The 23524-nt window shown below is 60.7% G+C and carries 21 protein-coding genes and 1 tRNA gene; 5 read left to right on the top strand and 17 right to left on the bottom strand.

Going from position 1 to position 23524, the window contains the following annotated elements:
- Positions 1–88 precede the first annotated feature (88 nt).
- Positions 89–2371 carry an arginine/lysine/ornithine decarboxylase gene (locus VITFI_RS09460; protein ID WP_089416737.1) on the bottom strand — a complete coding sequence of 761 codons (2283 nt, stop codon included), beginning with the start codon at positions 2369–2371 and terminating at the stop codon, positions 89–91.
- A 185-nt stretch (positions 2372–2556) separates the two neighbouring features.
- Between VITFI_RS09460 and VITFI_RS09455 the strand changes: the two genes are divergently transcribed.
- Positions 2557–2647: transfer RNA gene (locus VITFI_RS09455), tRNA-Ser, on the top strand.
- Positions 2648–3248: 601 nt separating this feature from the next.
- Here VITFI_RS09455 and VITFI_RS09450 read toward each other — a convergent pair.
- Positions 3249–3773 carry a TetR/AcrR family transcriptional regulator gene (locus VITFI_RS09450; RefSeq protein WP_157725628.1) on the bottom strand — a complete coding sequence of 175 codons (525 nt, stop codon included), beginning with the start codon at positions 3771–3773 and terminating at the stop codon, positions 3249–3251.
- 183 nt (positions 3774–3956) lie between these two features.
- Between VITFI_RS09450 and VITFI_RS09445 the strand changes: the two genes are divergently transcribed.
- Positions 3957–4835, top strand: a complete 879-nt coding sequence (locus tag VITFI_RS09445; protein WP_089416735.1) for an SDR family oxidoreductase — start codon at positions 3957–3959, stop codon at positions 4833–4835.
- Positions 4836–5186: 351 nt separating this feature from the next.
- On the opposite strand, the gene clpA is transcribed toward VITFI_RS09445, so the two are convergent.
- Together clpA and clpS are read right to left on the bottom strand one after the other, a co-directional pair.
- Positions 5187–7508 (bottom strand): ATP-dependent Clp protease ATP-binding subunit ClpA, encoded by a 2322-nt coding sequence (gene clpA, locus VITFI_RS09440; RefSeq protein WP_089418078.1) that lies wholly within the window; start codon positions 7506–7508, stop codon positions 5187–5189.
- Positions 7505–7747, bottom strand: coding sequence for an ATP-dependent Clp protease adapter ClpS (gene clpS, locus VITFI_RS09435; RefSeq protein ID WP_269768752.1), 243 nt, complete (start codon positions 7745–7747; stop codon positions 7505–7507). Before clpS ends, clpA begins: the two co-directional genes overlap by 4 nt.
- Positions 7748–8003: 256 nt before the next feature.
- Here clpS and VITFI_RS09430 point away from each other — a divergent pair, with 256 nt between their 5' ends.
- Positions 8004–8231, top strand: a complete 228-nt coding sequence (locus VITFI_RS09430; RefSeq protein ID WP_089416733.1) for a cold shock domain-containing protein — start codon at positions 8004–8006, stop codon at positions 8229–8231.
- A 70-nt stretch (positions 8232–8301) separates the two neighbouring features.
- On the opposite strand, the gene icd is transcribed toward VITFI_RS09430, so the two are convergent.
- From icd to hemN, 3 genes are all read right to left on the bottom strand, one after another.
- The gene (gene icd / locus VITFI_RS09425; protein ID WP_089416732.1) at positions 8302–9555 is read right to left on the bottom strand and encodes an NADP-dependent isocitrate dehydrogenase; all 1254 of its coding nucleotides are present in this window, start codon (positions 9553–9555) and stop codon (positions 8302–8304) included.
- A gap of 68 nt (positions 9556–9623) precedes the next feature.
- Entirely contained in the window at positions 9624–10328 is a 705-nt protein-coding gene (locus tag VITFI_RS09420) for a sulfite exporter TauE/SafE family protein (RefSeq protein WP_089416731.1), read from the bottom strand.
- A gap of 2 nt (positions 10329–10330) precedes the next feature.
- The gene (gene hemN, locus VITFI_RS09415; protein WP_089418077.1) at positions 10331–11710 is read right to left on the bottom strand and encodes an oxygen-independent coproporphyrinogen III oxidase; all 1380 of its coding nucleotides are present in this window, start codon (positions 11708–11710) and stop codon (positions 10331–10333) included.
- A 199-nt stretch (positions 11711–11909) separates the two neighbouring features.
- Here hemN and fnr point away from each other — a divergent pair, with 199 nt between their 5' ends.
- Positions 11910–12647, top strand: a complete 738-nt coding sequence (gene fnr, locus VITFI_RS09410; protein ID WP_089416730.1) for a fumarate/nitrate reduction transcriptional regulator Fnr — start codon at positions 11910–11912, stop codon at positions 12645–12647.
- A gap of 93 nt (positions 12648–12740) precedes the next feature.
- Here fnr and VITFI_RS09405 read toward each other — a convergent pair whose 3' ends face one another.
- From VITFI_RS09405 to VITFI_RS09370, 8 genes are read right to left on the bottom strand one after another with little or no spacing between them, the layout of a single operon-like run.
- Positions 12741–13001 carry a hypothetical protein gene (locus VITFI_RS09405; RefSeq protein WP_089416729.1) on the bottom strand — a complete coding sequence of 87 codons (261 nt, stop codon included), beginning with the start codon at positions 12999–13001 and terminating at the stop codon, positions 12741–12743.
- Between the two features lie 30 nt (positions 13002–13031).
- A complete protein-coding gene (gene ccoG, locus VITFI_RS09400) occupies positions 13032–14507 on the bottom strand; it encodes a cytochrome c oxidase accessory protein CcoG (protein ID WP_089416728.1) in 1476 nt (491 codons plus the stop codon).
- Positions 14508–14522: 15 nt separating this feature from the next.
- Complete coding sequence (ccoP, locus tag VITFI_RS09395; RefSeq protein ID WP_089416727.1) at positions 14523–15437, bottom strand: cytochrome-c oxidase, cbb3-type subunit III; 915 nt, start codon at positions 15435–15437, stop codon at positions 14523–14525.
- Positions 15438–15488: 51 nt separating this feature from the next.
- On the bottom strand, positions 15489–15674 hold the full coding sequence (locus VITFI_RS09390) for a cbb3-type cytochrome oxidase subunit 3 (protein WP_089416726.1): 186 nt from the start codon (positions 15672–15674) through the stop codon (positions 15489–15491).
- A gap of 21 nt (positions 15675–15695) precedes the next feature.
- Positions 15696–16322 carry a cytochrome-c oxidase, cbb3-type subunit II gene (ccoO, locus tag VITFI_RS09385; RefSeq protein ID WP_089416725.1) on the bottom strand — a complete coding sequence of 209 codons (627 nt, stop codon included), beginning with the start codon at positions 16320–16322 and terminating at the stop codon, positions 15696–15698.
- Positions 16323–16345: 23 nt separating this feature from the next.
- Complete coding sequence (gene ccoN, locus VITFI_RS09380) at positions 16346–17791, bottom strand: cytochrome-c oxidase, cbb3-type subunit I (protein WP_089416724.1); 1446 nt, start codon at positions 17789–17791, stop codon at positions 16346–16348.
- Positions 17792–17817: 26 nt separating this feature from the next.
- Complete coding sequence (ccoS, locus tag VITFI_RS09375; protein ID WP_089416723.1) at positions 17818–18018, bottom strand: cbb3-type cytochrome oxidase assembly protein CcoS; 201 nt, start codon at positions 18016–18018, stop codon at positions 17818–17820.
- A gap of 29 nt (positions 18019–18047) precedes the next feature.
- Positions 18048–20336 carry a heavy metal translocating P-type ATPase gene (locus tag VITFI_RS09370; RefSeq protein WP_089416722.1) on the bottom strand — a complete coding sequence of 763 codons (2289 nt, stop codon included), beginning with the start codon at positions 20334–20336 and terminating at the stop codon, positions 18048–18050.
- 77 nt (positions 20337–20413) lie between these two features.
- Here VITFI_RS09370 and VITFI_RS09365 point away from each other — a divergent pair, with 77 nt between their 5' ends.
- Positions 20414–20896, top strand: coding sequence for a DUF192 domain-containing protein (locus VITFI_RS09365; protein WP_089416721.1), 483 nt, complete (start codon positions 20414–20416; stop codon positions 20894–20896).
- Positions 20897–20914: 18 nt separating this feature from the next.
- Here VITFI_RS09365 and VITFI_RS09360 read toward each other — a convergent pair whose 3' ends face one another.
- Both VITFI_RS09360 and VITFI_RS09355 read right to left on the bottom strand, forming a co-directional pair.
- Positions 20915–22717, bottom strand: coding sequence for a GspE/PulE family protein (locus VITFI_RS09360; RefSeq protein ID WP_232476555.1), 1803 nt, complete (start codon positions 22715–22717; stop codon positions 20915–20917).
- Entirely contained in the window at positions 22714–23523 is an 810-nt protein-coding gene (locus VITFI_RS09355; RefSeq protein ID WP_157725627.1) for a spermine/spermidine synthase domain-containing protein, read from the bottom strand. The genes VITFI_RS09360 and VITFI_RS09355 overlap by 4 nt, the downstream gene beginning before the upstream one ends.
- Position 23524 lies beyond the last annotated feature (1 nt).

Here is a 23524-nt window from a genome sequence, read left to right as displayed (position 1 = left end):
TGCGGGATGTTGCTGGTTTGCCAATGAGGGCGGCATTGTGCGGCGGTACCCGCCTGTAACCCAGCCCATCCCGGATGACGGCGTGGCCTCAGGCGGCGCTGGCCTCCGGCGCATCCAAGCGCACGCAATCGACAAAGTAGCGGCGCTCGCCGTTCGGGCCGTCTTCCGACACTAAACCATGCACATCCGCGCCAAAACCCGGGAACTGGGCATTGAATTCGCGGGTGAAGCGCAAGTAATCCACGATGCGCTTGTTGAAACGCTCGCCCGGAATCAGCAGCGGAATGCCCGGCGGGTACGGCGTGAGCAGCACGGTGCTGATGCGGCCTTCCAGCTCATCAATCGCCACGCGCTCGGTCTTGCGGTGGGCGATGTAGGCATAAGCGTCGCTCGGGGTCATGGCTGGCTCCAGTTCGGCCAGGTACACATCCGTTGTCAAGCGGGCAATGTCGCCCTTGGCGTAAGCCTCGTGAACGCTCTGACACAGGTCGCGCAGGCCCATGCGCTCGTAACGCGGATGCGCGGCGCAGAACTCGGGCATGTTGCGCCACAGCGGCTGGTTGCGGTCGTAATCGTCCTTGAACTGCTGCATCGCCGTCAGCAGCGTGTTCCAGCGGCCCTTGGTGATGCCGATGGTGAACATGATGAAGAACGAATACAGCCCCGTCTTTTCCACCACCACGCCGTGCTCCGCCAGGAACTTGGTGACGATGGACGCCGGAATGCCCGTCTTGGCAAACTTGCCCGACACATCCAACCCCGGCGTGATGATGGTGGATTTGATCGGGTCGAGCATGTTGAAGCCCGCCGCCAGCTTGCCGAAGCCGTGCCAGGTTTCGTTGGCTTGCAAGATCCAATCGTCGGCGCGACCGATGCCGTCGTCCGTCAAGCGATCCGGGCCCCAAACCTTGAACCACCAATCGGCACCGTATTCCTTGTCCACCTTGCGCATGGCGCGGCGGAAGTCCAGCGCTTCCTTGATGCTTTCTTCCACCAGCGCGGTGCCGCCGGGCGGCTCCATCATCGCGGCGGCCACATCGCACGAGGCAATGATGGCGTACTGTGGGCTGGTGCTGGTGTGCATCAAGTAAGCCTCGTTGAAGAGGTGGCGATCCAGCTTCACCGTCTGCGAGTCTTGCACCAGCACCTGCGAAGCCTGGCTGATGCCGGCCAGCAGCTTGTGCGTGGACTGGGTGGCGTACACCACGGCCTTCTTCGGGCGCGGGCGGCGCTTGCCCATTGAGTGGTAGGTGCCGTAAAAATCGTGGAAGGCGGCATGCGGCAGCCAAGCTTCGTCGAAGTGCAGCGTATCGACCCAGCCATCCAGCTTGGACTTGATGGTTTCGGTGTTGTAGAGCACGCCGTCGTAGGTGCTCTGCGTCACGGTGAGGATCTTGGGCTTCACCGTCTTCGGGTCAACGTGCTTCAGCAGCGGGTGGCGCGCAATCTTCTTTTGAATCGCCGCCTTGCCAAACTCACTTTCCGGAATCGGGCCGATGATGCCGTAGTGGTTGCGCGTGGGCGTGAGGAACACCGGAATCGCGCCCGTCATGATGATGCTGTGCAGGATGGACTTGTGGCAGTTGCGATCCACCAGCACCACGTCACCCGGCGCCACCGTGTGGTGCCACACCATCTTGTTCGAGGTGGACGTGCCGTTGGTGACGAAATAGCAGTGATCCGCATTGAAGATGCGCGCCGCGTTCTTCTCACTCGCGGCCACCGGGCCGGTGTGATCCAGCAGCTGGCCCAGCTCTTCCACGGCGTTGCACACGTCGGCGCGCAGCATGTTTTCACCGAAGAACTGGTGGAACATGCGGCCGATGGGGCTCTTCAAAAACGCCACGCCGCCTGAGTGGCCGGGACAGTGCCAAGAGTAAGAGCCGTCTTGCGCGTAGTCCATCAAAGCGCTGAAGAACGGCGGCGCCAGACCGTCCAGATAAGTTTTGGCTTCGCGGATGATGTGGCGGGCCACGAACTCCGGCGTGTCCTCGAACATGTGGATGAAACCGTGCAGCTCGCGCAAGATGTCGTTCGGGATGTGCTGACTGGTGCGCGTTTCCCCATACAAGTAGATGGGAATGTCGGCGTTCCGGAAACGAATCTCGCTGATGAAGTTGCGCAGGTTGAGCACCGCCGGATCCAACTCGGGGCCGGGGGTGAACTCCTCATCATCGATCGAGAGGATGAAAGCGCTGGCACGGCTTTGTTGCTGGGCGAACTGGCTCAAATCGCCATAGCTGGTGACGCCGACGACTTCGAAGCCCTCTTTTTCGATGGCCTCTGCCAAGGCACGAATGCCGAGGCCCGAGGTGTTTTCGGAGCGAAAGTCCTCATCAATGATGACGACGGGAAAGTGAAAACGCTGCATGGCAACTCCGTAGGTGGCCGGCCGAAAAAAGAGGGGGTGAAAAAACGAAGGGCGAAGTGTAGGGCCGAAGACGTGCCACGCCGATGACAGGACTCAGAAGCTAGATCTCACGGCACTTGCACCACTGCACGTAAAAAACTTGGGGAAACCGCAAAAGACCGTGCTATAGTGCTAGCTTCCAGTGCGGAGAGATGGATGAGTGGTTTAAGTCGCACGCCTGGAAAGCGTGTGTGGGTTAATAGCCCACCGCGGGTTCGAATCCCGCTCTCTCCGCCAGCTTGTGGCTGTCATGGCACAAGGTCAGAATTCCGCTACGTGCTTGCTGCCTAGCGGTTTTTTTTTGTGCCGCCGTAGTTCAATGGATAGAACGGGGACCTCCTAAGCGTTTCTGGCGGCCAATCGAAGACTGCAAGTTATTGATTTTCAAAGGATCAACACCCCTACACTCCCTTCGCGTCCTGTCCCATCAGACCATGTCACTGTCCCAAATTTGTCCCGGCGAGAGTGACTGACGAAGGTAATGCGACGCAACAGATCAGCTCCCCGTAGTTCAATGGATAGAACGAGCGCCTCCTTTCAATGGGCAGCCGGAAGCGAAAGCACCGGCTGAATGGAGTCAAAGTCGGTGAACCCTCTGGCGCGCCCTGCGCCGTGGCAACGCCGAGCCAAGCCCGAGACATCGGGAAGGTGTAGAGACTAGACGGCTCCTGCCTAACGGCGTCCAACGCCCACGGCAAAGGCATAGTCCAGACCACGAACGCGCAATGCGGCGGCGAAAGCCGAAGTGGTACGAAGCGCTAGATACAGGTTCGATTCCTGTCGGGGGGACCATCGCGGCGGGGCACACCGCCGCGCTTGCATCGCGCACGATGCCCCATCAGCGCAGCACCGAAATCGCCAACATCAAAAACGCACGCACCGCCTCTGACAGCTTGCCTGTTGCGCGCTGGCTGACCGCCAAGCCCATCTGTTCCTGAAGGTAGTTGGCTGCGAGATCCGTCGCAACTCCGCCGTGCCACTCACCGCAAGCAGCGGCGTCAGTGAAGAACTGCGTGTAGTGCGCTTGAAAGTGCTTCTCCATCGCGGCCAGCAGCGCTCGTGTTTGCGGACCGAAGCGAGAGCGCGTGGCGCGCATCTTCACGAACAGGCAACCCGCTTCCATCTGCGGATCATCGGCAGCAAAGCTGACCAGCGCGTCCAATTTGGCCCCGTAAGACTGCGAACTTGAGAGCAACGCTTCGACACCCACCAGCACCGTCTGCCCGTAGCGCTCCAGCACCGCAGCCGTCAGCCCATCCTCACTGCCGAAGTCACGATACAGCGAAGGCTTGGAGACCCCTGCCAGCGCGCACACAGCGTTGACCGATATGGCGGCCCTGTCGTCCTGCCAATAGGCGTTCATCGCCGCCTCAAGCACATGTGCCCGGTTCCGAGTGATGGGGCGCCCGGGACGAGCACTTGTTGAGGTCGAGTTCATGACAGGCAGATTATACCGATCGGTACGAAAGGCTGAGCGCCGCTTCGGACCACTCGGTACGAAATCAAGATCCATGGGTTCCGTGCCAATCAACAGGAGCTTCTCGAAATGAACAGTTCAAGCAAGGTTGTCGTGATCACCGGGTGCAGCAGCGGCTTTGGCGAAGGCGCAGTCAAGGCGTTCGCAGACAGGGGCTATCGCGTGTGGGGGACCCTGCGCGATGCCCAAGGGCGCAACGCGGCCAAAAAGGCGGCGTTGGAGGCGTACTCAAGCCGGGTGTCGGTCATCGACATGGACGTGACCGATGACGCCTCGGTCGGAGCCGCTTTTGCGCACATCCTGAGCCAAGGCCCGGTGGATGTGCTCATCAACAACGCGGGCGTGATGTACCTTGGCATTACCGAGGCCTTCAGCATCGCACAGGCCAAGGAACAAATGGAGACCAACTACTACGGTGCCATCCGCACCATGCAGGCGGTGTTGCCATCCATGCGCGCAGCCAAAGCTGGTCTGATCATCAATACGTCCTCCCTGGTCGGTCAGATCTCTCCACCATTCTTCTCGACCTACAGCGCAACCAAGCACGCTCTGGAGGGCTATGTGCAGGGGTTGCGCTATGAGGTGTCACCCTTTGGGATCGATGTCGCTCTCGTGCAGCCTGGCCCGTTCGGCACCGGGTTGCTCGCAGGCGGCAAAGCACCAGAGCGCAACGATGTGCTGGCAAGTTATGGCGACTTGGCGGGTGTGCCCAATGCAATGGGCCAACACTTCGCAACGTTCCTGCAGAGCGAAGAAGCGCCCAAGCCACAACTCGTGGTCGACGCGTATGTAGCGCTGGCAGACATGCCTACCGGCCAACGTCCCACGCGCACGGTGGTCGGCATCACTTGGGGTGTCGATGAAATGAACGCCGCCAAGCAGCCGATTCAGGATCGTGTGCTGAAAGAAATGCAGCTTGAAGGCGTGTTGGGCGGGACCGACGCGTAACTTGATACCCCCCCGGAGGCCGCCCATGAAAAAGGCTCTTCCGGTGTTTCAGACTGCTCGGCGCTTTCGCTGGGTTGGCAGCGCATCAGCTCAACATCACATCGACGTAAGTTGTTGATCTATAAAGGATTTTTCCATTAAGAGTTTGCACCATTCTGGTGCTTCTCGGCAGCAGGCTGAAACGTCGGAAGAGCCTCAATGACTTACGAGCGCTGAGTGCGCGCATCCTAAGTCTCAGATACAGGTTCGATTCCTGTCGGTGGGCACCAAATCAGCGACGCAAACGAAAAAGCCCGAGGAACGATGCCCCCGGGCTTTGCTCTTTGCGCACCCAAACGCCTGCCTCAGAGACTAAGCCGCCGCTGGCTCCGCTTTGCTCGACTTGTCACCACTCTTGCCAGACAACGGCTGAATATCCAACGAAATCTGGCTTTCCGCATCCAGATCAACCGTCAGACGGCCACCGTCCACCAAGCGGCCAAACAGCAATTCATCCGCCAGCGCTTTGCGAATCAAATCCTGAATCAGCCGCTGCATCGGACGGGCCCCCATCAGCGGATCAAAGCCCTTCTTCGCCAGATGCTTGCGCAAGCCATCCGTGAAAGTCACATCGACTTTCTTCTCGGTCAGTTGTTGCTCCAATTGCAACAGGAACTTGTCCACCACCCGCAAAATGATTTCCTCATCCAACGAACGGAAGTTCACAATCGCATCCAACCGATTGCGGAACTCGGGGGTAAACAAGCGCTTGATATCGCTCATCTCATCCCCTTGCTCCCGCTTGGCCGTGAAACCGATGGTGGACTTTTGCATCGTCTCGGCTCCCGCATTCGTCGTCATGATGATGATGACGTTGCGGAAATCCGATTTGCGCCCGTTGTTGTCCGTCAAGGTGCCGTGATCCATCACCTGCAACAGCACATTGAAGACATCCGGGTGTGCCTTCTCGATTTCATCCAGCAGCAACACCGCGTGCGGCTTCTTGTTGATGGCCTCCGTCAGCAAACCACCTTGGTCGAACCCCACATATCCCGGCGGCGCACCAATCAAACGGCTGACGGCGTGGCGCTCCATGTATTCGGACATGTCAAAGCGCACCAGCTCAATGCCCAAGATGTAAGCCAACTGCTTGGCCACCTCGGTTTTCCCCACCCCCGTCGGGCCACTGAACAAGAAAGAACCGATCGGTTTGTCCGACTTGCCCAAACCTGAACGGGACATTTTGATCGCTGCGGCCAACGCTTCCACCGCTGGATCTTGGCCGAACACCACACTCTTGAGATCCCGCTCCAAAGTTTTGAGCCGACCTCGGTCATCGCTGGACACATTGGCTGGCGGAATGCGCGCAATTTTGGCGACGATCTCTTCCACCTCAGTGCGCGTGATCGTTTTCTTCTGCTTGCTCTTGGGCAGAATGCGCTGGGCGGCACCGGCCTCATCGATGACGTCAATCGCCTTGTCCGGCAAATGGCGGTCATTGATGTATTTGGCCGACAACTCCGCCGCCGCCTGCAACGCACCCAACGCATATTTGACGCTGTGGTGGGCTTCAAACCGGGATTTGAGCCCCTTCAAAATCTCTACCGTCTGCTCCACCGACGGCTCCACCACATCCACTTTTTGGAAGCGCCGCGACAACGCCGCATCCTTCTCAAAAATACCCCGGTATTCGGTGAACGTCGTCGCACCGATGCACTTCATCGCCCCGCTGGACAGCGCAGGTTTGAGCAGATTGCTCGCATCCAGCGTGCCCCCGGAAGCGGCGCCCGCACCAATCAGGGTGTGAATTTCGTCAATGAACAGAATCGCTTTGGGCTGGTCTTTGAGCTGCTTGAGCACCCCTTTGAGGCGTTGCTCAAAATCCCCACGGTACTTGGTACCGGCCAGAAGCGCCCCCATGTCCAGCGCATACACCACAGCATCGGCCAGCACCTCAGGCACCGTGCCTTCGGTGATACGCCATGCCAGCCCCTCGGCAATGGCCGTCTTACCGACGCCAGCCTCTCCCACCAACAGCGGGTTGTTCTTGCGCCGACGGCACAGCACTTGAATCACCCGCTCCACCTCGGACTCGCGGCCAATCAGCGGATCGATCTTGCCGTCGCGTGCCTGCACGTTCAGGTTCGAGGTGAACTGATCCAGGGGAGAACCTTTGGGATCCCCTGCTTCCTCTTTTTCGGATTCGTTGCCCGAACTCGCCCCCTCACCGCCACCCTTGGCCGGCTCCGGTGGCTCGGACTTCTTGATGCCGTGCGCGATGTAGTTCACCACATCCAACCGCGTCACCCCTTGCTGGTGCAGGTAGTAGACCGCGTGGGAGTCTTTTTCACCAAAAATCGCCACCAGCACGTTCGCTCCGGTGACTTCTTTTTTGGCCCCACTGGTGGATTGCACATGCATGATGGCGCGCTGAATCACCCGCTGAAAACCCAGTGTGGGTTGGGTGTCTACCTCTTCGGTGCCCCCCACAGTGGGCGTGTTCTCGCGAATGAACGCGGACAAACTCTTGCGCAGCTCTTCAATGTTGGCGGCACAAGCACGCAGCACCTCGGAGGCTGACGGGTTGTCCAACAACGCCAACAACAGGTGTTCGACGGTGATGAACTCGTGGCGCTGCTGACGCGCCTCAACGAACGCCATGTGCAGGCTGACTTCCAGTTCTTGCGCAATCATGCGGCCTCCATCGTGCATTGAAGCGGGTGTCCAGCGCGCCGCGCTGCGGCGAGCACCAGTTCGACCTTGGTGGCGGCGATGTCCTTGGTGAACACCCCGCACACGGCTCGGCCCTCGTGGTGAATCTTGAGCATGATCTGCGTCGCAGCTTCCAAATTCATGCGGAAGTATTGCTGCAAAACCATCACCACAAATTCCATCGGGGTGTAGTCATCATTGAGCATGACCACCTGGTACATCCGGGGAGGGCGGGTTCGCGCAGCCTTGCGCTCAGCCACCACGGCACCCTGCCCGCCATCGGGCTTGCCAAGATCTGGCAGGGGAGCAACGGGCGGCGACTTGGGAAGTTTCGAAGCCATGAATTCAGTATAGCCAGTTGACCGACCCCTCATCGGCGTTGGTTTTACACCCGAGGCATGGGGCCTTACTTGACGCTGTGAGCACAGTTATCAAGAATTGTGCCAATGACGTAACGTTCAGGGGATTCAGATGGACATGGCAGGCACCGTGAAATGGTTCAGCGACATCAAGGGCTTCGGTTTCATCACGCCCGATGATGGGAGCGGAGATGTCTTTGCGCACTTCTCCGCCATCCAGATGGAAGGCTTTCGCACCCTCAAGCAGGGGCACCGCGTCACCTTTGAGATGAGCCAAGGCCCCAAAGGCTGCCTGGCCCTGAACATCCGCGCACTGGCCGATGCCGACAAGGCCACAGTTCCTTGAACCCGCTTGACGCCAGATGTCAAAAACCCGCCATTTGGCGGGTTTTTGCGTTCTCAATGGGCCAAACGGCTCACAACTGTTCGATCAGCGTTTGGCCGAAACCCGAGCAGGACACCTGGGTGGCATCCTCCATCATCCGCGCAAAATCGTACGTCACTCGCTTGGACTGGATGGCCGCTTCCATGGCCGCAACGATGCGATCCGCCGCTTCCACCCACCCCATGTGGCGCAGCATCATCTCTGCGGAGAGAATCAGCGAGCCCGGGTTGACGTAATCCTTGCCGGCATAACGCGGAGCGGTGCCGTGCGTGGCCTCAAACATCGCCACCGAATCGGACAGGTTGGCGCCCGGCGCAATGCCAATGCCCCCGACCTGTGCGGCCACAGCGTCGGAGATGTAATCGCCATTCAGGTTCAGCGTCGCGATCACCGAGTACTCCACCGGACGCATCAACACTTGTTGGAAGAAGGCGTCGGTGATGCTGTCCTTGATGACAATCATCTTGCCTGTCTTGGGGTTTTGGAGGCGGCACCACGGCCCGCCGTCGATCAGCTCGGCCCCGAACTCACGCTGTGCCAGGGCGTAACCCCAGTCCCGGAAGCCCCCTTCGGTGAACTTCATGATGTTGCCCTTGTGAACCAAGGTCACGCTGGGCTTGTTGTGGTCGATGGCGTACTGAATCGCCTTGCGAACCAACCGTTCGGTGCCCTCGCGGGACACCGGCTTGACACCAATGGCCGACGTGGCCGGGAAGCGGATTTTGTTAACCCCCATGTCCTGATCGAGAAAGTGGATCACTTTCTGAACATCGTCGGTTCCTGCCGCCCACTCGATGCCGGCATAGATGTCTTCCGAGTTCTCGCGGAAGATCACCATGTCCGTCTTGCCGGGATCCTTCAGCGGCGAGGGCACACCCTTCAGATAACGCACCGGGCGCAAGCACACATACAAATCCAGCTCTTGGCGCAACGTCACATTCAGCGAACGGATGCCCCCGCCCACCGGCGTGGCCAGCGGCCCCTTGATCGACACCAGATAGTCTTTGACCACCGACACCGTTTCATCGGGCAGCCAGACATCGGCACCATACACACGAGTCGCTTTGGCGCCGGCGAAAATTTCCATCCAATGGATTTGGCGCTGGCCGCCGTACGCCTTGGCCACGGCTGCATCCACGACTTGGCGCATCACCGGTGTGACGTCCACGCCGACGCCGTCACCTTCGATGTACGGAATGATGGGATGGTCGGGCACGTTCAGCGAAAAGTCCGCGTTTGCCGTGATCTTTTGCCCGCCCTCGGGCACTTGGATGTGCTGGTACATGTCGCTCGCTTTGGCGTGATTGGATGAGAAAACCCCGGAATCGAAAATTCTATGCGGGGGAGGCTGCCTCAGCTCAGGCAGTAAGCCGCCACGCGGCTCCAAAGATCATGCCCCAGCGCCCAAGCCGAACCAAGCACCAGCGCCAACCCGGACAGCCGCACCACCCAGCGCATCAGCCCTTCACCGCGATCGCCCCGCCCAGACAGCCACCGCTGCCACACCACCGGCCCCACGCCCAACCCGGGTGCAGAGGCCATGGCGAACACCAGCATCACCAACGCCCCGTCGGCCGGTGAATTGGCCAAAGCAGCCACCATCAGGGCCGATTGCAGCAAACCGCACGGCCACGCAAACCACACGGCCCCAATCAGCGATGCCTTGAGCGGCGCAAATCGCACGGGTTGCCACCCGGCTTGAGACTCAGCCAAGCGGTTCGGGCCGCCCAGGCGTTCTAGCCAGATGGGTTGGCGGCCATAGATCAGCAGCCACACGCCGAGTGCCAACGCCGCCAAGTGCGCCATGGCCCACAAGGGCCGCAATGCAGGGGACCACTGTCCCAGCCACGCCAACCCGGCCACGCTGGCCGCCGCGACGGCCCCCACAGCGGCATACCCCAAAGCCCGGGCAAGGAAGAACCCTGTCACCACCTGTCGAGGACGCGGCCCCGCGCAAGCCCGCATCACCGCCGCACTGGGGACGCCACACATCGCCGCACAGTGAACCGTACCGGCCAGGCCCATCAGCAGGGCGCTGAATAACAAAGAGGCATTCACCCTCAGATGATGCGTGAAAAACGCTCTCGCGCTTTATCGGCTTGCAGATGTCGGTCGAACAACATGGCAACAGCTCGCACGAAGAACCAGCCTTGGGCCGTCACTTGGATGGCGCCGGGCTCTTGCACCACCAAGCCCATCTCGACGTACGGCGCCAGCGAAGCCAGCTCGGCACGGAAATACTCCGGCACTTTGATCAAGTGGGCCAGTTCGATCGATTCAAACTCCAGCCGCCCTTGGCACATGATGGCCATGATGACGGCACGGCGCAGCAGATCGTCCCGACTGAGCGCCAGACCCCGCACAATCGGGAAAATGCCTTGCCGGATGGCATCGTAGTATTCGGGCAAAGTCTTGGCGTTCTGGCTGTACGTGGCCCCCATGCGGCCAATCGAGGACACGCCCAGCCCGATCAAGTCGCAATCGGGTTGGGTGCTATAGCCCTGGAAGTTGCGATGCAGCCGCCCCTGACGCTTGGCCGCTGCCAGCGCATCATTCGGCAAGGCGAAGTGATCCATGCCGATGTAGGTGTAGCCATGGCCGATGAACCCCGACAACGCACCCGACAGCATGGCGATCCGCTCAGCAGCCGTGGGCAAATCGGCGCTATCGATGCGTCGCTGCGGTTTGAAGCGCAACGGCAAATGGGCATAGGCGTACAGCGCGATGCGATCAGGCCGCAACTCGGCCACTTGGCGCACCGTTTGGCTGAAGCTCTCCGGGTGCTGCTTGGGCAGGCCGTAAATCAAATCCACATTGATGGACTCGTAACCCAGCTCGCGGGCCGACACCATCAGCTCGCGCACACTGTCGTACGGCTGAACCCGGTGGACGGCCTTTTGCACATCCGGATCAAAATCTTGCACGCCGAAACTGATGCGGTTGAAGCCAATGTCGCGGAAGTGCCGCAACCGCTGCGGTGACACCGTGCGCGGATCGACCTCGATCGACACCTCTGCCCCCGGAACGATCCGGAAGGAGGTTTTGAGCAGCGCCATCAAGCGCGCCAGTTCGTCATCGCTCAAAAACGTGGGGGATCCACCTCCCAGATGCAACTGCGTCACGGACTGTTGATTGCCCAACAGCGCAACGTGCATGCCGACTTCGGCTTCCAACGCATCCAAGTACTCCTGCGCCCGCTCGTGGTGCTTGGTGATGACCTTGTTACACGCACAGTAGTAACAGACCGACTCACAGAACGGAATGTGGACGTACAACGACAGCGGTTTCTTCCCCCCCACCATGGCACCCTCAGCGCGTTGCTGCAACGCGCCGACGTAATCGTCATGCTTGAACGCCTCGACGAACCGATCCGCTGTCGGATAGGAGGTGTAGCGGGGCCCCGGAACGTCAAAGCGGCGCAGCAGATCCGCGGACAACATCGGCTGCGTTTCGGTAAAGGCATGATCCATGGCAGCATGGTGCCATTCGCTTCAAGTTGTGGCTTGATGCATCTCAAGACAGAATCGACCCACCGCCTGAAGAATGCCTGACCTCTTGAGGATCGTCATGCTCCAGTCACGCCAGTCCAGCCCCTGCCAGAACGCTGAGTCCGAGTCGTCGCAAGCCATAATGTGCGCCATGAACGATACGTCGCGTCTGAAATCGGAAACCTTCAAGGTCGCTTGCTCCAGTTGCAACCTGCGAGAGCTGTGCCTGCCGGTCGGCCTCGCCCGCCCAGATCTGGATCGGCTGGATGCCTTGGTGGCCACCCGTCGCACCGTCAGCCGGGGAGACACCCTGTTTCGCGCTGGCGACGAGTTCCAATCGCTTTACGCGGTGCGCACCGGTTTTTTCAAGACCTGCGTCTCCTCCGAGGATGGGCGTGACCAAGTGACGGGCTTCCAAATGGCCGGCGAGCTGCTAGGGCTGGACGGTATCAGCAATGACCGCCACTCCTGCGATGCCGTCGCGCTGGAGGACTCCCAAGTTTGCGTCATTCCCTACAGCCAACTCGAAGACCTGTCCCGCGAGTTCACCGACCTTCAGCACCAGTTTCACAAAATCATGAGCCGCGAGATTGTCCGGGATCATGGTGTGATGCTTTTGTTAGGCAGCATGCGGGCGGAAGAGCGTCTGGCGGCTTTCCTCATGAATCTCACCCAGCGCTTGCAAGCACGGGGTTTCTCGGCTTCGTCGCTGATTTTGCGCATGACGCGGGAAGAAATCGGCAGCTATTTGGGCCTCAAACTCGAAACCGTCAGCCGCACATTCTCTAAGTTCCAAGACGAAGGCTTGCTGGAAGTGAAACAACGCCACATTCGCATTCTCGATCAAGCGGGCTTACAGCAACTGATCAATGGCAGCACGGGCTGCTGACGGCTTTCACGCTCCAACGTCTCCATGAAAAAAGCGCACCTGCGGGTGCGCTTTTTTCATGTCCATGCGCCCGAAAAGGACGCCCTTGCCAGCTCACGGTTTGCTGCTGCCCGCCGTGGCTGCGTTGTTACGCGCTTGGATGGCGGGCATCAGCGATGGATTCTTCTGCGCTGACGCTTCCATCTCTTCCTTGGTCATCACCGGATCAGCCCCCCGAACGGCCACCACCGCCGTGGCCAAGCTGGCCACAACGACAACCAACGGGCCCCCGATCACCAGCCAAACCATGCGGTAACGCCACCATGGCTGGGGAGACGTCGGGGAGGACTGATCGGTACGGGCGTTGGTCTGCATGATCGTTGAAATGGCTCGGAGGGTCGAAGTTTATCGCGGCACCATGAACGTGGATTTCTCTTCCAACTTCACCGCCGCCCCTTCACCCTCAGAGGCTTGGCGCTCAATCACAAAGTGAATGGGGTGTACGCCAGGGCCGGCTGCTTGTCCAGACTCGAACGGAATCTGAACACCCACCGTCACCCAACGTGCCTCAGCCGGTGCCAGCTCGATTTGACTGGGCAGGTCGGTGCTCATGTTGGGCAACCCATCGACTTGAATGGTGTAGCGCTGCGTGCGCTCCGCCGAGTTCATGATCTGGATGCGATAGACGTTCTCAATCCGTCCATCCCCAACGATACGGGCCAGCGACGCACGATCTCGCACCACGTCCGCCCGGAACGGATGCCGATACACCAAACTGAGCACGAACGCCGTACAAATCAGGATCATGATGACGGTGTAGATCAGCACGCGTGGACGGAAGACGCGTCGAATCATTTGCTCACGCGTCCAGCGCTGATCCAAGCCATTTTGGGTGGCGTAGCGCACCAAGCCCCGCTCATACCCCATCTTGTCCATGATGCCGTCACACACATCAATGCATGCAGCGCATCCAATGCATTCGTACTGAAGACCTTTACGGATGTCGATGCCGGTCGGGCACACCTGCACACACAACCCACAGTCCACGCAGGAGCCCAGACCCAGCTTGGCGGGGTCGGCCTTTTTGGAACGTGAACCACGCGGCTCGCCCCGTTCTGCGTCGTAGCTGATGATCATCGTGTCCTTGTCAAACATCGCACTTTGGAAGCGCGCATAGGGACACATGTACTTGCACACCTGCTCACGCATGTATCCGGCGTTGCCATAGGTGGCAAAACCGTAGAACAACACCCAGAACCACTCCCAAGGCCCGAAACCGAGCGTCAGCGCCTCGGCCATCAAGGTGTGGATCGGTGTGAAATACCCCACAAACGTAAAGCCGGTCCACAGGCCAAACAGGATCCATGCCGCCTGTTTGCCACCGGTGCGCAGTAAACGCTCACGCGTCCAGGGGCCGGCGTCCAAACGCATACGCTGGGCACGATCGCCTTCAAACTTTTTCTCGATCCACATGTAAATTTCTGTGTAGACCGTTTGCGGGCAGGCGTATCCACACCAAAGGCGTCCGGCAACCGCAGTGAAAAGAAAAAGCCCGTAAGCCGACAGCATCAACAACCCGGTCAGGTAAATCAAATCCTGCGGGTAAAGCACCAGCCCGAAAATATAGAACCGCCGCGAAACCAGATCGAACAGCACGGCCTGCCGATCATTCCACATCAGCCACGGCGTGACATAGAAAACAAGCTGGGTCACCCATACGAGCGCCCAGCGCCAGGAGGAGAAGAAACCCGTGACCGATTTGGCATAGATTTTCTTCGACTTCTGGTAGAGGGATACCTCCACCGCACCAGCTTCCCCCGAAGGAGGAGCTGCCGAGTTGGCCTTGGATTCTGACTGAATAGGGGTGGAGGTATCTTTCATGCCGGCAAATTTAGCTTACTTCGCGGCAACTTTTGTGCTCTGGGACAAATTCCAGACGTAGGCGGTCAGCACCTTGAGCTGCTCAGGCGTGAGACGAGCCCCTTGGGGCGGCATCACGTTGGTCTTGCCCTTGTTGACCATCTCGGTCACGGCTGCTTCGCCCCAGCCATGCAGCCAGACCTTGTCGGTCAGGTTCGGCGCACCCACCGCTTGGTTGCCCTTGCCGTCTGCGCCATGGCAGGCAGCGCAAGCTGCAAACTTGGATTGACCCAACTGCGCTGCCACCGAGTTGTGCGGGCTGCCCGACAGGCTCAGCACATAGTTGGCCACATTGCGCACATCGTCCGGCCCACCCACGGCGGCACCCATGGGCGGCATCACGCCCTGGCGACCTTCCTTGATGACCTTTTCGATGTAATCAGGGCCTGTACCGCCCAGCCAATCGTTGTCGGTCAAGTTGGGGAAGCTCTTGCTGCCGCGTGCATCGGCGCCGTGACATTGGGCACAGTTGTTCACGAACAAACGCTCGCCAATTTCCATGGCTTGTTTGTTCTTGCCCAGCTCTTCAGCCGACTTGCCAGCAAAAGCGGCATACACCGGCGCCATGGCTTCACGGGCCTTTTCGTTTTCCGTCTTGAGCTGACCAGCGCTCGACCAGCCCAATGCCCCCTGATTGGAGCCCAGGCCCGGGTAAAGCGACAGGTAAGCCACGGCAAACGCCACCGTGATCAAGAACAAGCCCATCCACCAACGCGGCAGGGGGTTGTTCAGCTCACGCAGATCGCCGTCCCAGGTGTGGCCGGTGCTGTTGTCATCGGCCATCACCTTGCGCTTGCTGGCCACAGCCAACACGAAGAGGCAGAAGATCAGGCTGGCGATGACGATCACCGTCACGTAAATCGCCCACCCGCTGCTAATGAAATCACTCATTGAATTCTCCAGGATGCGAACCCCAGGCCATCAGGATGACCCAGGATGTCATCATTTGCGTTCAGAGGGCCGAGGCGCTGGGACGGGATCGTCACCGCCGATGAACGGCAATTGGGCAGCCTCGTCAAACACGGGCGCACGGCGGCGAGCCCACGTCCAGCCAACCAAGCCCACAAACAGCACCAGCGACGTCACGGTCACGATGCTGCGCCACAGGTTCAAATCGTCCCACTGCATTTCACGCCCTCCAGCCGAGGATTACCACTTCCGGGCAGTGCCCAGAACTTGCAAATAGGCAATGACGGCTTCCATCTCGGTTTTACCCTTGACTTCGCCAGCAGCCTTGGCAATTTCCTCGTCGCTGTAGGGCACGCCCACCTTGCGCAAGGCTTCCATGCGCGGCGCCAGACCGTTTTCGTCGACCACCGCCGTGTTCAGCCAGGGATAGGCCGGCATGTTCGACTCGGGCACCACATCACGCGGGTTGTTCAGGTGAACACGATGCCATTCGTCCGAGTAACGGCCACCCACGCGGTGCAGATCAGGCCCCGTGCGCTTGGAACCCCATTGGAAGGGGTGATCGTAGACGTACTCACCGGCCAGCGAGTGCGGGCCATAACGCAGCGTCTCTGCACGGAAGGGGCGCACCATCTGCGAGTGGCAGTTGTAGCAGCCCTCGCGCAGATAGACATCCCGGCCCGCCAGTTGCAGCGCGGTGTAGGGTTTCAGGCCTTCGATCGGCTGGGTCGTGGAGCGCTGGAAAAACAGCGGCACGATTTCGAGCAGACCGCCAACGGACACCGTCAGCAGAATCAGCACGATCATCAGGAAGTTACTGGTCTCGATTTTCTCGTGACCTTCGACTGGCTTGTTGTCATGTGCCATGTGGAATTCTCCTTGTCAGTGCATCAGGCGTGGGCCGCAACGGCGGGAATCGCCACCGGGGTTGCCTTGCCGTTGAGCACCGTCATGACCACGTTCCAGCCCATGATGATCATGCCCGTCAGGTAGAGCGCGCCACCCGCCACACGGATCACATAGAACGGATAAGTGGCCTTCACGCTTTCAACAAAGCTGTAGACCAGGGTACCGTCCGGGTTGACCGCACGCCACATCAGACCTTGCATCACGCCGGCAATCCACATCGCAGCGATGTAGAGCACGATGCCGATGGTCGCCACCCAGAAGTGCAGCTCAATGGCACGGGTGCTGAACATCGTGGTGCGGCCAAACATGCGCGGGATCAGGTAGTACAGCGAGCCGATCGACACCAGACCCACCCAGCCGAGCGCACCCGAATGCACGTGACCCACCGTCCAGTCGGTGTAGTGCGACAGGGCGTTCACCGTCTTGATGGACATCATCGGGCCTTCGAAGGTCGACATGCCATAGAACGACAGGGACACGATCAGGAACTTCAGGATCGGATCGTCGCGCAGCTTATGCCAAGCACCCGACAGGGTCATGATGCCGTTGATCATGCCGCCCCAGGACGGAGCCAACAGAATCAGCGAGAAGATCATGCCCACCGACTGTGTCCAGTCCGGCAGAGCGGTGTAGTGCAGATGGTGAGGACCCGCCCACATGTAGGTGAAGATCAGCGCCCAGAAGTGAACGATCGACAGGCGATACGAGTACACCGGACGTTCAGCCTGCTTGGGGATGTAGTAGTACATCATGCCCAGGAAGGCTGCGGTCAGGAAGAAGCCCACCGCGTTGTGGCCGTACCACCACTGGATCATGGCGTCCTGCGCACCGGCATACACCGAGTACGACTTCATCGGCCATGCCGACACCGGAACTTCCATGCTGTTGACGATGTGCAGCAGCGCCACGGCAATGATGAAAGCACCGAAGAACCAGTTGGCCACGTAGATGTGACGCACCTTGCGAATGCCCACCGTTCCGAAGAACACGACGGCGTAAGCCACCCAGGTGATGGCAATCAGGATGTCCACCGGCCATTCCAGCTCGGCGTATTCCTTACCGGTGGTCATGCCCAGCGGCAGGGTGATCACCGCAGCCACGATGGCCAGGTTCCAACCCAGGAAAGTGAACATCGCCAGAGCCGGTGCGAACAGGCGAGTCTGGCAGGTGCGCTGCACCACGTGGTAGCTGGTGGCGAACAGCGCGCAACCGCCGAACGCAAAAATCACTGCATTGGTGTGCAGCGGTCGCAGGCGGCCATAGCTGAGCCATGGAATGCCGTTGATCAACTCGGGCCATGCCAGTTGCGAGGCGACGATCACCCCGACCAGCATCCCCACGATGCCATACAACACCGCAGCAAGTGAGAACAATCTCACCACGGTATCGTCGTAAACCGGCTGGGCCGGCGCGGAACTGTTTGCCATTGAAGGCCTCCTTCTTCTGAGACTCGCTAACGCGTCGCGGATTGTTTTTGATGCGGCTGACGGGGCGCTTGATCGCCATCAACCGGGGTCGGCTCATCTTGGATGATTCGCTCCCCCTCGTGCTCAAGTTCGTCGAACTGTCCTTTGTGCAGTGCCCAGCCGAATGTGCCGATGATCGCCAGAACGATCACCGCCGACAGCGGGATCAGCAAGTACATGATTTCCATGAAGACTCCGTTGCTTTTTGCAGCGCCTGTCACACCGGCCCAGGGCGAGCGTAGGCCAAACGTGTGGCATTGCCGACAACCAGCAGGGAGCTGAGGGCCATCCCCAATCCTGCGGCCCAAGGAGGCAAGTAACCTGCCAGCGCCAGCGGAATGCAAGCCAAGTTATAGGTGGCCGCCCAGATCAAGTTCTGTCGAACCACTTGCATGGTGCGCTGTGCCAACTGTCGCGCCATGACAACATCTTGAAGCCGCCCCGACACCACCACGGCATCGGCATGCACACGCGCCACCAGCGCACCTTGCCCCATGGCAAACGAGACATCGGCACGCGCCAGCACCGGGGCATCGTTCACACCGTCGCCCACCATGCCGACACGCTCACCCCGCGCTTGTGCCCGCGACAGGTGCGCCAACTTGTCTTGAGGTTGCGCGCCCGCCACGACATCGGCGATGCCCACCTGCTCGGCAATGTGCGCCACACGACGGGAAGCATCCCCCGACAGCAAACCCAACCCAACGCCCCCAGCCCGCAACGCTTCGACAGCCGACAGAGCATCTGGCCGCAACTGCTCCGCAAACTCGAAACACCAGCGCAGCTGCCCGACAGGGCCGAACCACACTTGCACCACGGGCTGATCGGTTGCGGGCGCCACGTCGCTGGACGATCCCAACACCCAGGCACGCGACCCCAAGCGCCACACCGAACCATCCGCCCGGCGTCCTTCCAAACCAGAACCGGGTTGCTCGCGCACGGCCTGCCACCGATCCTCCACGGCGGCAGGGGCACGCTGGGCCAGCACTTTGGACAACGGATGTGCCGACCAAGCCGCCAACAGCGCTGCGTCCCCGACTTCAACAGGGGAAGCGGTGAGGTCAAGAACCGCCCCGCTGGCATCGCGCAGGGCCACCAGGGCGGGTTGATCTTGCGTCAAGGTGCCGGTTTTATCGAGAAAGAGGCGGCTCATGCTGGCCAAAGCTTCCAGCGCATCCAAACGCTGCAACACCACCCCCCGCCGCGCCAGCGCCCGGGCCGCTGCCACCAACGCAGCAGGGGCCGCCAACGACAGCGCACACGGACAGGTCACGATCAACACAGACACGGCCACCCACAGCGCCCGCGAAGGGTCGTACCACGACCATGCCACCGCCGCCAACCCCGCCAAGGCCAAAATGCCCCAGAGAAACGGCCCCGCCCATTGGTCAGCCTGGCGGGCCAAGGCCGGGCGCTGTGACAGGGCATCCCGCAACATGCTGACAATGGCTTCGAAGCGCGTGTCAGCGCCCACGCGCTCGACTTGCATGTCCACCGGCGCCCCGACGTTGAGGCTGCCACCGACGACTTCATCCCCCGCCTGCCGCGTCACCGGACTCGATTCACCTGTGAGCAAGGATTCGTCCGCCTGGGTCGGCCCGATCAGCAAACGCCCATCCGCCGGAAATGCGCTGCCCAGTGGCACCCGCACCCGATCCCCCGCCCGCAAACGCAACACGCTGACAGGCATGGCCTCGCCATTCGGCTCCAGCCGCAGCGCCGTCTCGGGCATGCCTGACAGCGCCGCTTCCAGGGATTCGGCCGCACGGTGCCGCACCGTCATCTCTAAAAAACGCCCCGCCAGCAAAAAACTGACGAACATGGTGAACGAGTCAAAGTAGACCTCGTGGCCGAAGGCCCCATCGGGGTCGAAGGTGGCGCCCGTGCTGGCAATGAACGTCACCAAGATGCCCAGGGCCACGGGCACATCCATGCTGATGCGTCTCAGGCGCAAACTGCGCCACGCATTGCGCAAAAATGGACCCGCCGAGAACAGCAACACAGGGATCGACACCACCCAACTGCCCCAGTTCAACAACTGCCGCAGGTCGGGTGCCAATTCATCGCCCGTGGCCACGTAGCTGGGTGTGGCAAACATCATCACCTGCATGGCGCAGAACGAGGCCACAAACACCCGCCACAAGGCGGCACGCCGCTCGACACGGCGTTGCTCACGGGCAGGTGCAGCGGCGTCAGGCACGGCGTCATAGCCGGCGGAACGCACGGCTTTCACCAGTGCGGAAACTTGTGTGCGCTTCGGATCCCATCGAACCTTGGCACGCTGGCTGGCCGATCCGACTTGGGCAGATACCACGCCATCCACGCCCGTCAAGGCCGATTCGATCACGCCAGAGCACGCCGCACAGTACATGCCCGACACTTGGAACGAAGACTCGGCCACTTGGCGCCCGCCGTCCTCGACCCAACGCGTGAAACGCTGCTGCTCGACGGGATCGTCCAGCACATCCAGCGGCATCGCGGCAAAAGTCGGGGAGGAGGAGGCCATGGTTGCGGGTCTGAGAACGACAAACCCGCCAGGGCGGCGGGGGCCCGCTAATCTAGCTCCATGGAAGACGATCGGTTATGACATTTATCAAGACTGCCACCTTGCGCTGCGGTTATGCCTTGTTGCTTGCACTGGCCGGCTCAGCCCAGGCCCAAGACGACACCCGACCGCAGCAACTGCCCACCACATCGCTGAGCGCGGGCATGCACAACATCGCGGCGCAGGTGGCTCACACCCCGGAACAGCGCCAGAAGGGCTTGATGTTCCGCAAAGAGATGGCCAGCCACGAAGGCATGTTGTTCGTCTTCGAACAAGCCGGGGTGCAGTGTTTCTGGATGCGCAACACCCCGCTGCCGCTGACCGCTGCGTTCCTCGCAGATGACGGCACCATCGTCAACCTCGAAGACATGGCCCCGCAAACCGAAACCTCCCACTGCTCCAAACGCCCGGTGCGTTTGGTGCTGGAGATGAACCAAGGGTGGTTTGCCAAGCGCAACCTGCGCCCAGGCATGAAACTCCAGGGCGTGATTTTTCAGCGGTTGAGCGCACAGCAACCCTGATCGGTGAGGCGGCGAGGATCAAGCCGCATCCTCCCAGCGTGGGGTGCAGCGTAGCACCTCGTCCAATGTGGTCATCCCTTCGGCCACGCGCAACACGCCCGAGGTGCGCAGCGGACGCAACCCTTCTTTGACCGCTTGCTGGCGCAATCGGCTGAGGTCTGGCTGGGGATGGAGTGTGGCCCGCACCGCTTCGCTGACCTCCATCAGCTCGTACAGCGCCGCCCGCCCTCGATAACCGGTTTGGCGGCACGCCGGACACCCCACGGCTCGATATGGCCGCGCCGGTTGTAACAACCGTCCCGGAGCGGCCAAGCGCGCCAGTTCTTGGTGCGTGAGCTCGGGATCCGGTTCTTTGCAGATGGGGCACAAGGTTCGCACCAACCGTTGCGCCAGGACGCCAATCACGGTGGCGGACATCAGGTAAGGCGGCACCCCAATGTCCACCAAGCGGGTGAACGCTGAAGGGGCGTCGTTGGTGTGCAAGGTGGACAGCACCAAATGCCCCGTCAGTGCCGCTTGGATGGCCATTTCGGCGGTTTCCAAATCACGGATTTCACCGACCATGATGATGTCGGGATCCTGCCGCATCAGCGCCCGCAAGCCCTCAGCGAAACTCAGTTCCACCACCGGGTTGACCTGGGTCTGGTTGAACTGCGGCTCCACCATTTCGATCGGATCTTCGACCGTGCAGACGTTCACGTCTTCGGTGGCCAGTTTTTTGAGCGTGGAGTACAGCGTGGTGGTCTTACCGGAGCCCGTGGGGCCTGTCACCAAAATGATGCCGTGGCTGCGGGAGGTCAACGCTTCCCAGCGCCGCGCTTCTTCGGGGGAGAATCCGAGTGCATCCAACGGTTTATCCACGGTGCCGGGATCGAAAATCCGCATCACGACCTTCTCACCGAAGGCCGTTGGCAAGGTGGACAAGCGCATTTCCACTTCCGCCGATTCGCCCCCAGGCGCACCCGCCGGGCGACGGGTCTTGATGCGCCCATCTTGTGGCCGCCGACGCTCGATCACGTCCATGCGCCCCAGCAGTTTGATGCGTGCGGTCATCGCCGCCATCACCTGAGGCGGAATTTTCTGCACGGTGTGCAACACCCCGTCGATGCGCAATCGGATCACGCTGGCGTCGCGGCGCGGCTCCAGGTGGATGTCGCTGGCACGCTGCTCGAAGGCGTACTGCCACAGCCAGTCCACGATCTGCACCACGCCTTGATCGTTGGCATCCAGGTTGTCCTTGAGCTTGACCTCCACGAGCTGCTCGAAGTTGCTCGTGCTCGACACCTCACCCGACTTGCGGGCATGCCGCACGTTGTGCGCCAGGGTGTAAAACTCAGTGGTGTAGCGGGCAATGTCGTCTGGAGCGGCCAGCACGAGTTTGACCCGCCGCCGCGTGTGCGCTTCGATCGAGGGCACCCAATCGATGTCGAACGGTTCACACGTCGCGATCGTGACTTCTTGCTGGCCATACAACACCGGCAAGGCGCGACGGCTTTCCGCGTAGGTTTTGGACATCACATCTTGCACGCGACTGGCGTCCATGCGCAGCGGGTCGATGCGCAGCGATGTCAAGTGAAAGCGCTGCGCCAACCACTGGATCAGCCGATCCATGTCCAGCGGCTCGCCGTTGCGCACGTCGGTCAGACCGACGCCTGCCAAGCGCAGCAGTGGATGCAACGATGAGTCACTGTGGCCGAACCGCTTGGCCATCCGCTCGGCGTCCTCTCGCGTCAATACGCCGTCCTCGTACAGCCAGCGCAACAAATTGCGCAAATCCAGCCGCCCACGAGGCGGCAATTGCAGCACGGGAACCACTGTCACACCCCCTCTGCGTCGGGGGCTGCCGCCTCCAATGGCCGAATCATGCGCACCCACTTGCGGGCAGGCAGTTGGTAAGTGGATTCAATGTGCGCCGCCCGCAAGTTCAACACGTCACGCTCAGGCAAGAGGCCGCCTCGGCAGGCCACCACCACCGTGTTGCCCTCCAAGGTCGGGCGCAGGCTCCAGACGTGCTCAGCCCCGAACACCTGGGCCAACAAGCGCGCACTGCGCAGATAGCTGCTGCTGCGTCCGAACAGGTTCACGGTCATCACCCCACCTTCTTCCAACACCCGGTGGCAGGCGCTGTAAAACGCTTCATCGTCCAACACGGGAGCGGCGGCGTCGTGGTCGTACAAATCCACGTTGAGCACGGCGACGCTGTGCCGGTGCGCTGCATCGGCCACCCAGCGGCCTGCGTCGTCGCACACCACGGACAGCCGGGTGTCATCCGCTGGCAAACGGAACCACAGCCGGCACGCTTGGATGACGCTGGGGTTGATTTCCACGGCTGTGGTGCTCATGCGCAGCATCTTGTGGCTGAACTTGGTGAGCGAGGCCGCCCCCAATCCCAACTGCACACACTGCCCCTCCGTGACGGACTCCGACGGGCGCCACAGCATCCACGCCATCATGCGCTGGATGTACTCCAATTCCAGGTGCCAAGGTTTGGCCACCCGCATGGCGCCCTGAATCCAGATCGAATCCAGGTGCAAATAGCGCACACCGTCGGCCTCCGACAAGGTCGCACCCACCCACTCCGGTGCCGACTGCGCAGAAGCAGCCCCTCGGCTTTTTCGTTTGTTCATA

The sequence above is a fragment of the Vitreoscilla filiformis genome, assembly GCF_002222655.1.
GTDB classification, from domain to species: domain Bacteria; phylum Pseudomonadota; class Gammaproteobacteria; order Burkholderiales; family Burkholderiaceae_C; genus Ideonella; species Ideonella filiformis.
The sequence above is the reverse complement of the archived record's forward strand: the minus strand, read 5'-3'. Positions and strand labels throughout refer to the sequence as shown.

What these genes read in the sequence shown, in the direction of transcription:
- VITFI_RS09460 (WP_089416737.1), bottom strand. Translation starts at nt 2,371, where the DNA reads ATGCAGCGTTTTCACTTTCCCGTCGTCATCATTGATGAGGACTTTCGC.
- VITFI_RS09450 (WP_157725628.1), bottom strand. Translation starts at nt 3,773, where the DNA reads ATGAACGCCTATTGGCAGGACGACAGGGCCGCCATATCGGTCAACGCT.
- VITFI_RS09445 (WP_089416735.1), top strand. Translation starts at nt 3,957, where the DNA reads ATGAACAGTTCAAGCAAGGTTGTCGTGATCACCGGGTGCAGCAGCGGC.
- clpA (WP_089418078.1), bottom strand. Translation starts at nt 7,508, where the DNA reads ATGATTGCGCAAGAACTGGAAGTCAGCCTGCACATGGCGTTCGTTGAG.
- clpS (WP_269768752.1), bottom strand. Translation starts at nt 7,747, where the DNA reads ATGTACCAGGTGGTCATGCTCAATGATGACTACACCCCGATGGAATTT.
- VITFI_RS09430 (WP_089416733.1), top strand. Translation starts at nt 8,004, where the DNA reads ATGGCAGGCACCGTGAAATGGTTCAGCGACATCAAGGGCTTCGGTTTC.
- icd (WP_089416732.1), bottom strand. Translation starts at nt 9,555, where the DNA reads ATGTACCAGCACATCCAAGTGCCCGAGGGCGGGCAAAAGATCACGGCA.
- hemN (WP_089418077.1), bottom strand. Translation starts at nt 11,710, where the DNA reads ATGTTGTCCGCGGATCTGCTGCGCCGCTTTGACGTTCCGGGGCCCCGC.
- fnr (WP_089416730.1), top strand. Translation starts at nt 11,910, where the DNA reads ATGAACGATACGTCGCGTCTGAAATCGGAAACCTTCAAGGTCGCTTGC.
- VITFI_RS09405 (WP_089416729.1), bottom strand. Translation starts at nt 13,001, where the DNA reads ATGCAGACCAACGCCCGTACCGATCAGTCCTCCCCGACGTCTCCCCAG.
- ccoG (WP_089416728.1), bottom strand. Translation starts at nt 14,507, where the DNA reads ATGAAAGATACCTCCACCCCTATTCAGTCAGAATCCAAGGCCAACTCG.
- ccoP (WP_089416727.1), bottom strand. Translation starts at nt 15,437, where the DNA reads ATGAGTGATTTCATTAGCAGCGGGTGGGCGATTTACGTGACGGTGATC.
- VITFI_RS09390 (WP_089416726.1), bottom strand. Translation starts at nt 15,674, where the DNA reads ATGCAGTGGGACGATTTGAACCTGTGGCGCAGCATCGTGACCGTGACG.
- ccoO (WP_089416725.1), bottom strand. Translation starts at nt 16,322, where the DNA reads ATGGCACATGACAACAAGCCAGTCGAAGGTCACGAGAAAATCGAGACC.
- ccoN (WP_089416724.1), bottom strand. Translation starts at nt 17,791, where the DNA reads ATGGCAAACAGTTCCGCGCCGGCCCAGCCGGTTTACGACGATACCGTG.
- ccoS (WP_089416723.1), bottom strand. Translation starts at nt 18,018, where the DNA reads ATGGAAATCATGTACTTGCTGATCCCGCTGTCGGCGGTGATCGTTCTG.
- VITFI_RS09370 (WP_089416722.1), bottom strand. Translation starts at nt 20,336, where the DNA reads ATGGCCTCCTCCTCCCCGACTTTTGCCGCGATGCCGCTGGATGTGCTG.
- VITFI_RS09365 (WP_089416721.1), top strand. Translation starts at nt 20,414, where the DNA reads ATGACATTTATCAAGACTGCCACCTTGCGCTGCGGTTATGCCTTGTTG.
- VITFI_RS09355 (WP_157725627.1), bottom strand. Translation starts at nt 23,523, where the DNA reads ATGAACAAACGAAAAAGCCGAGGGGCTGCTTCTGCGCAGTCGGCACCG.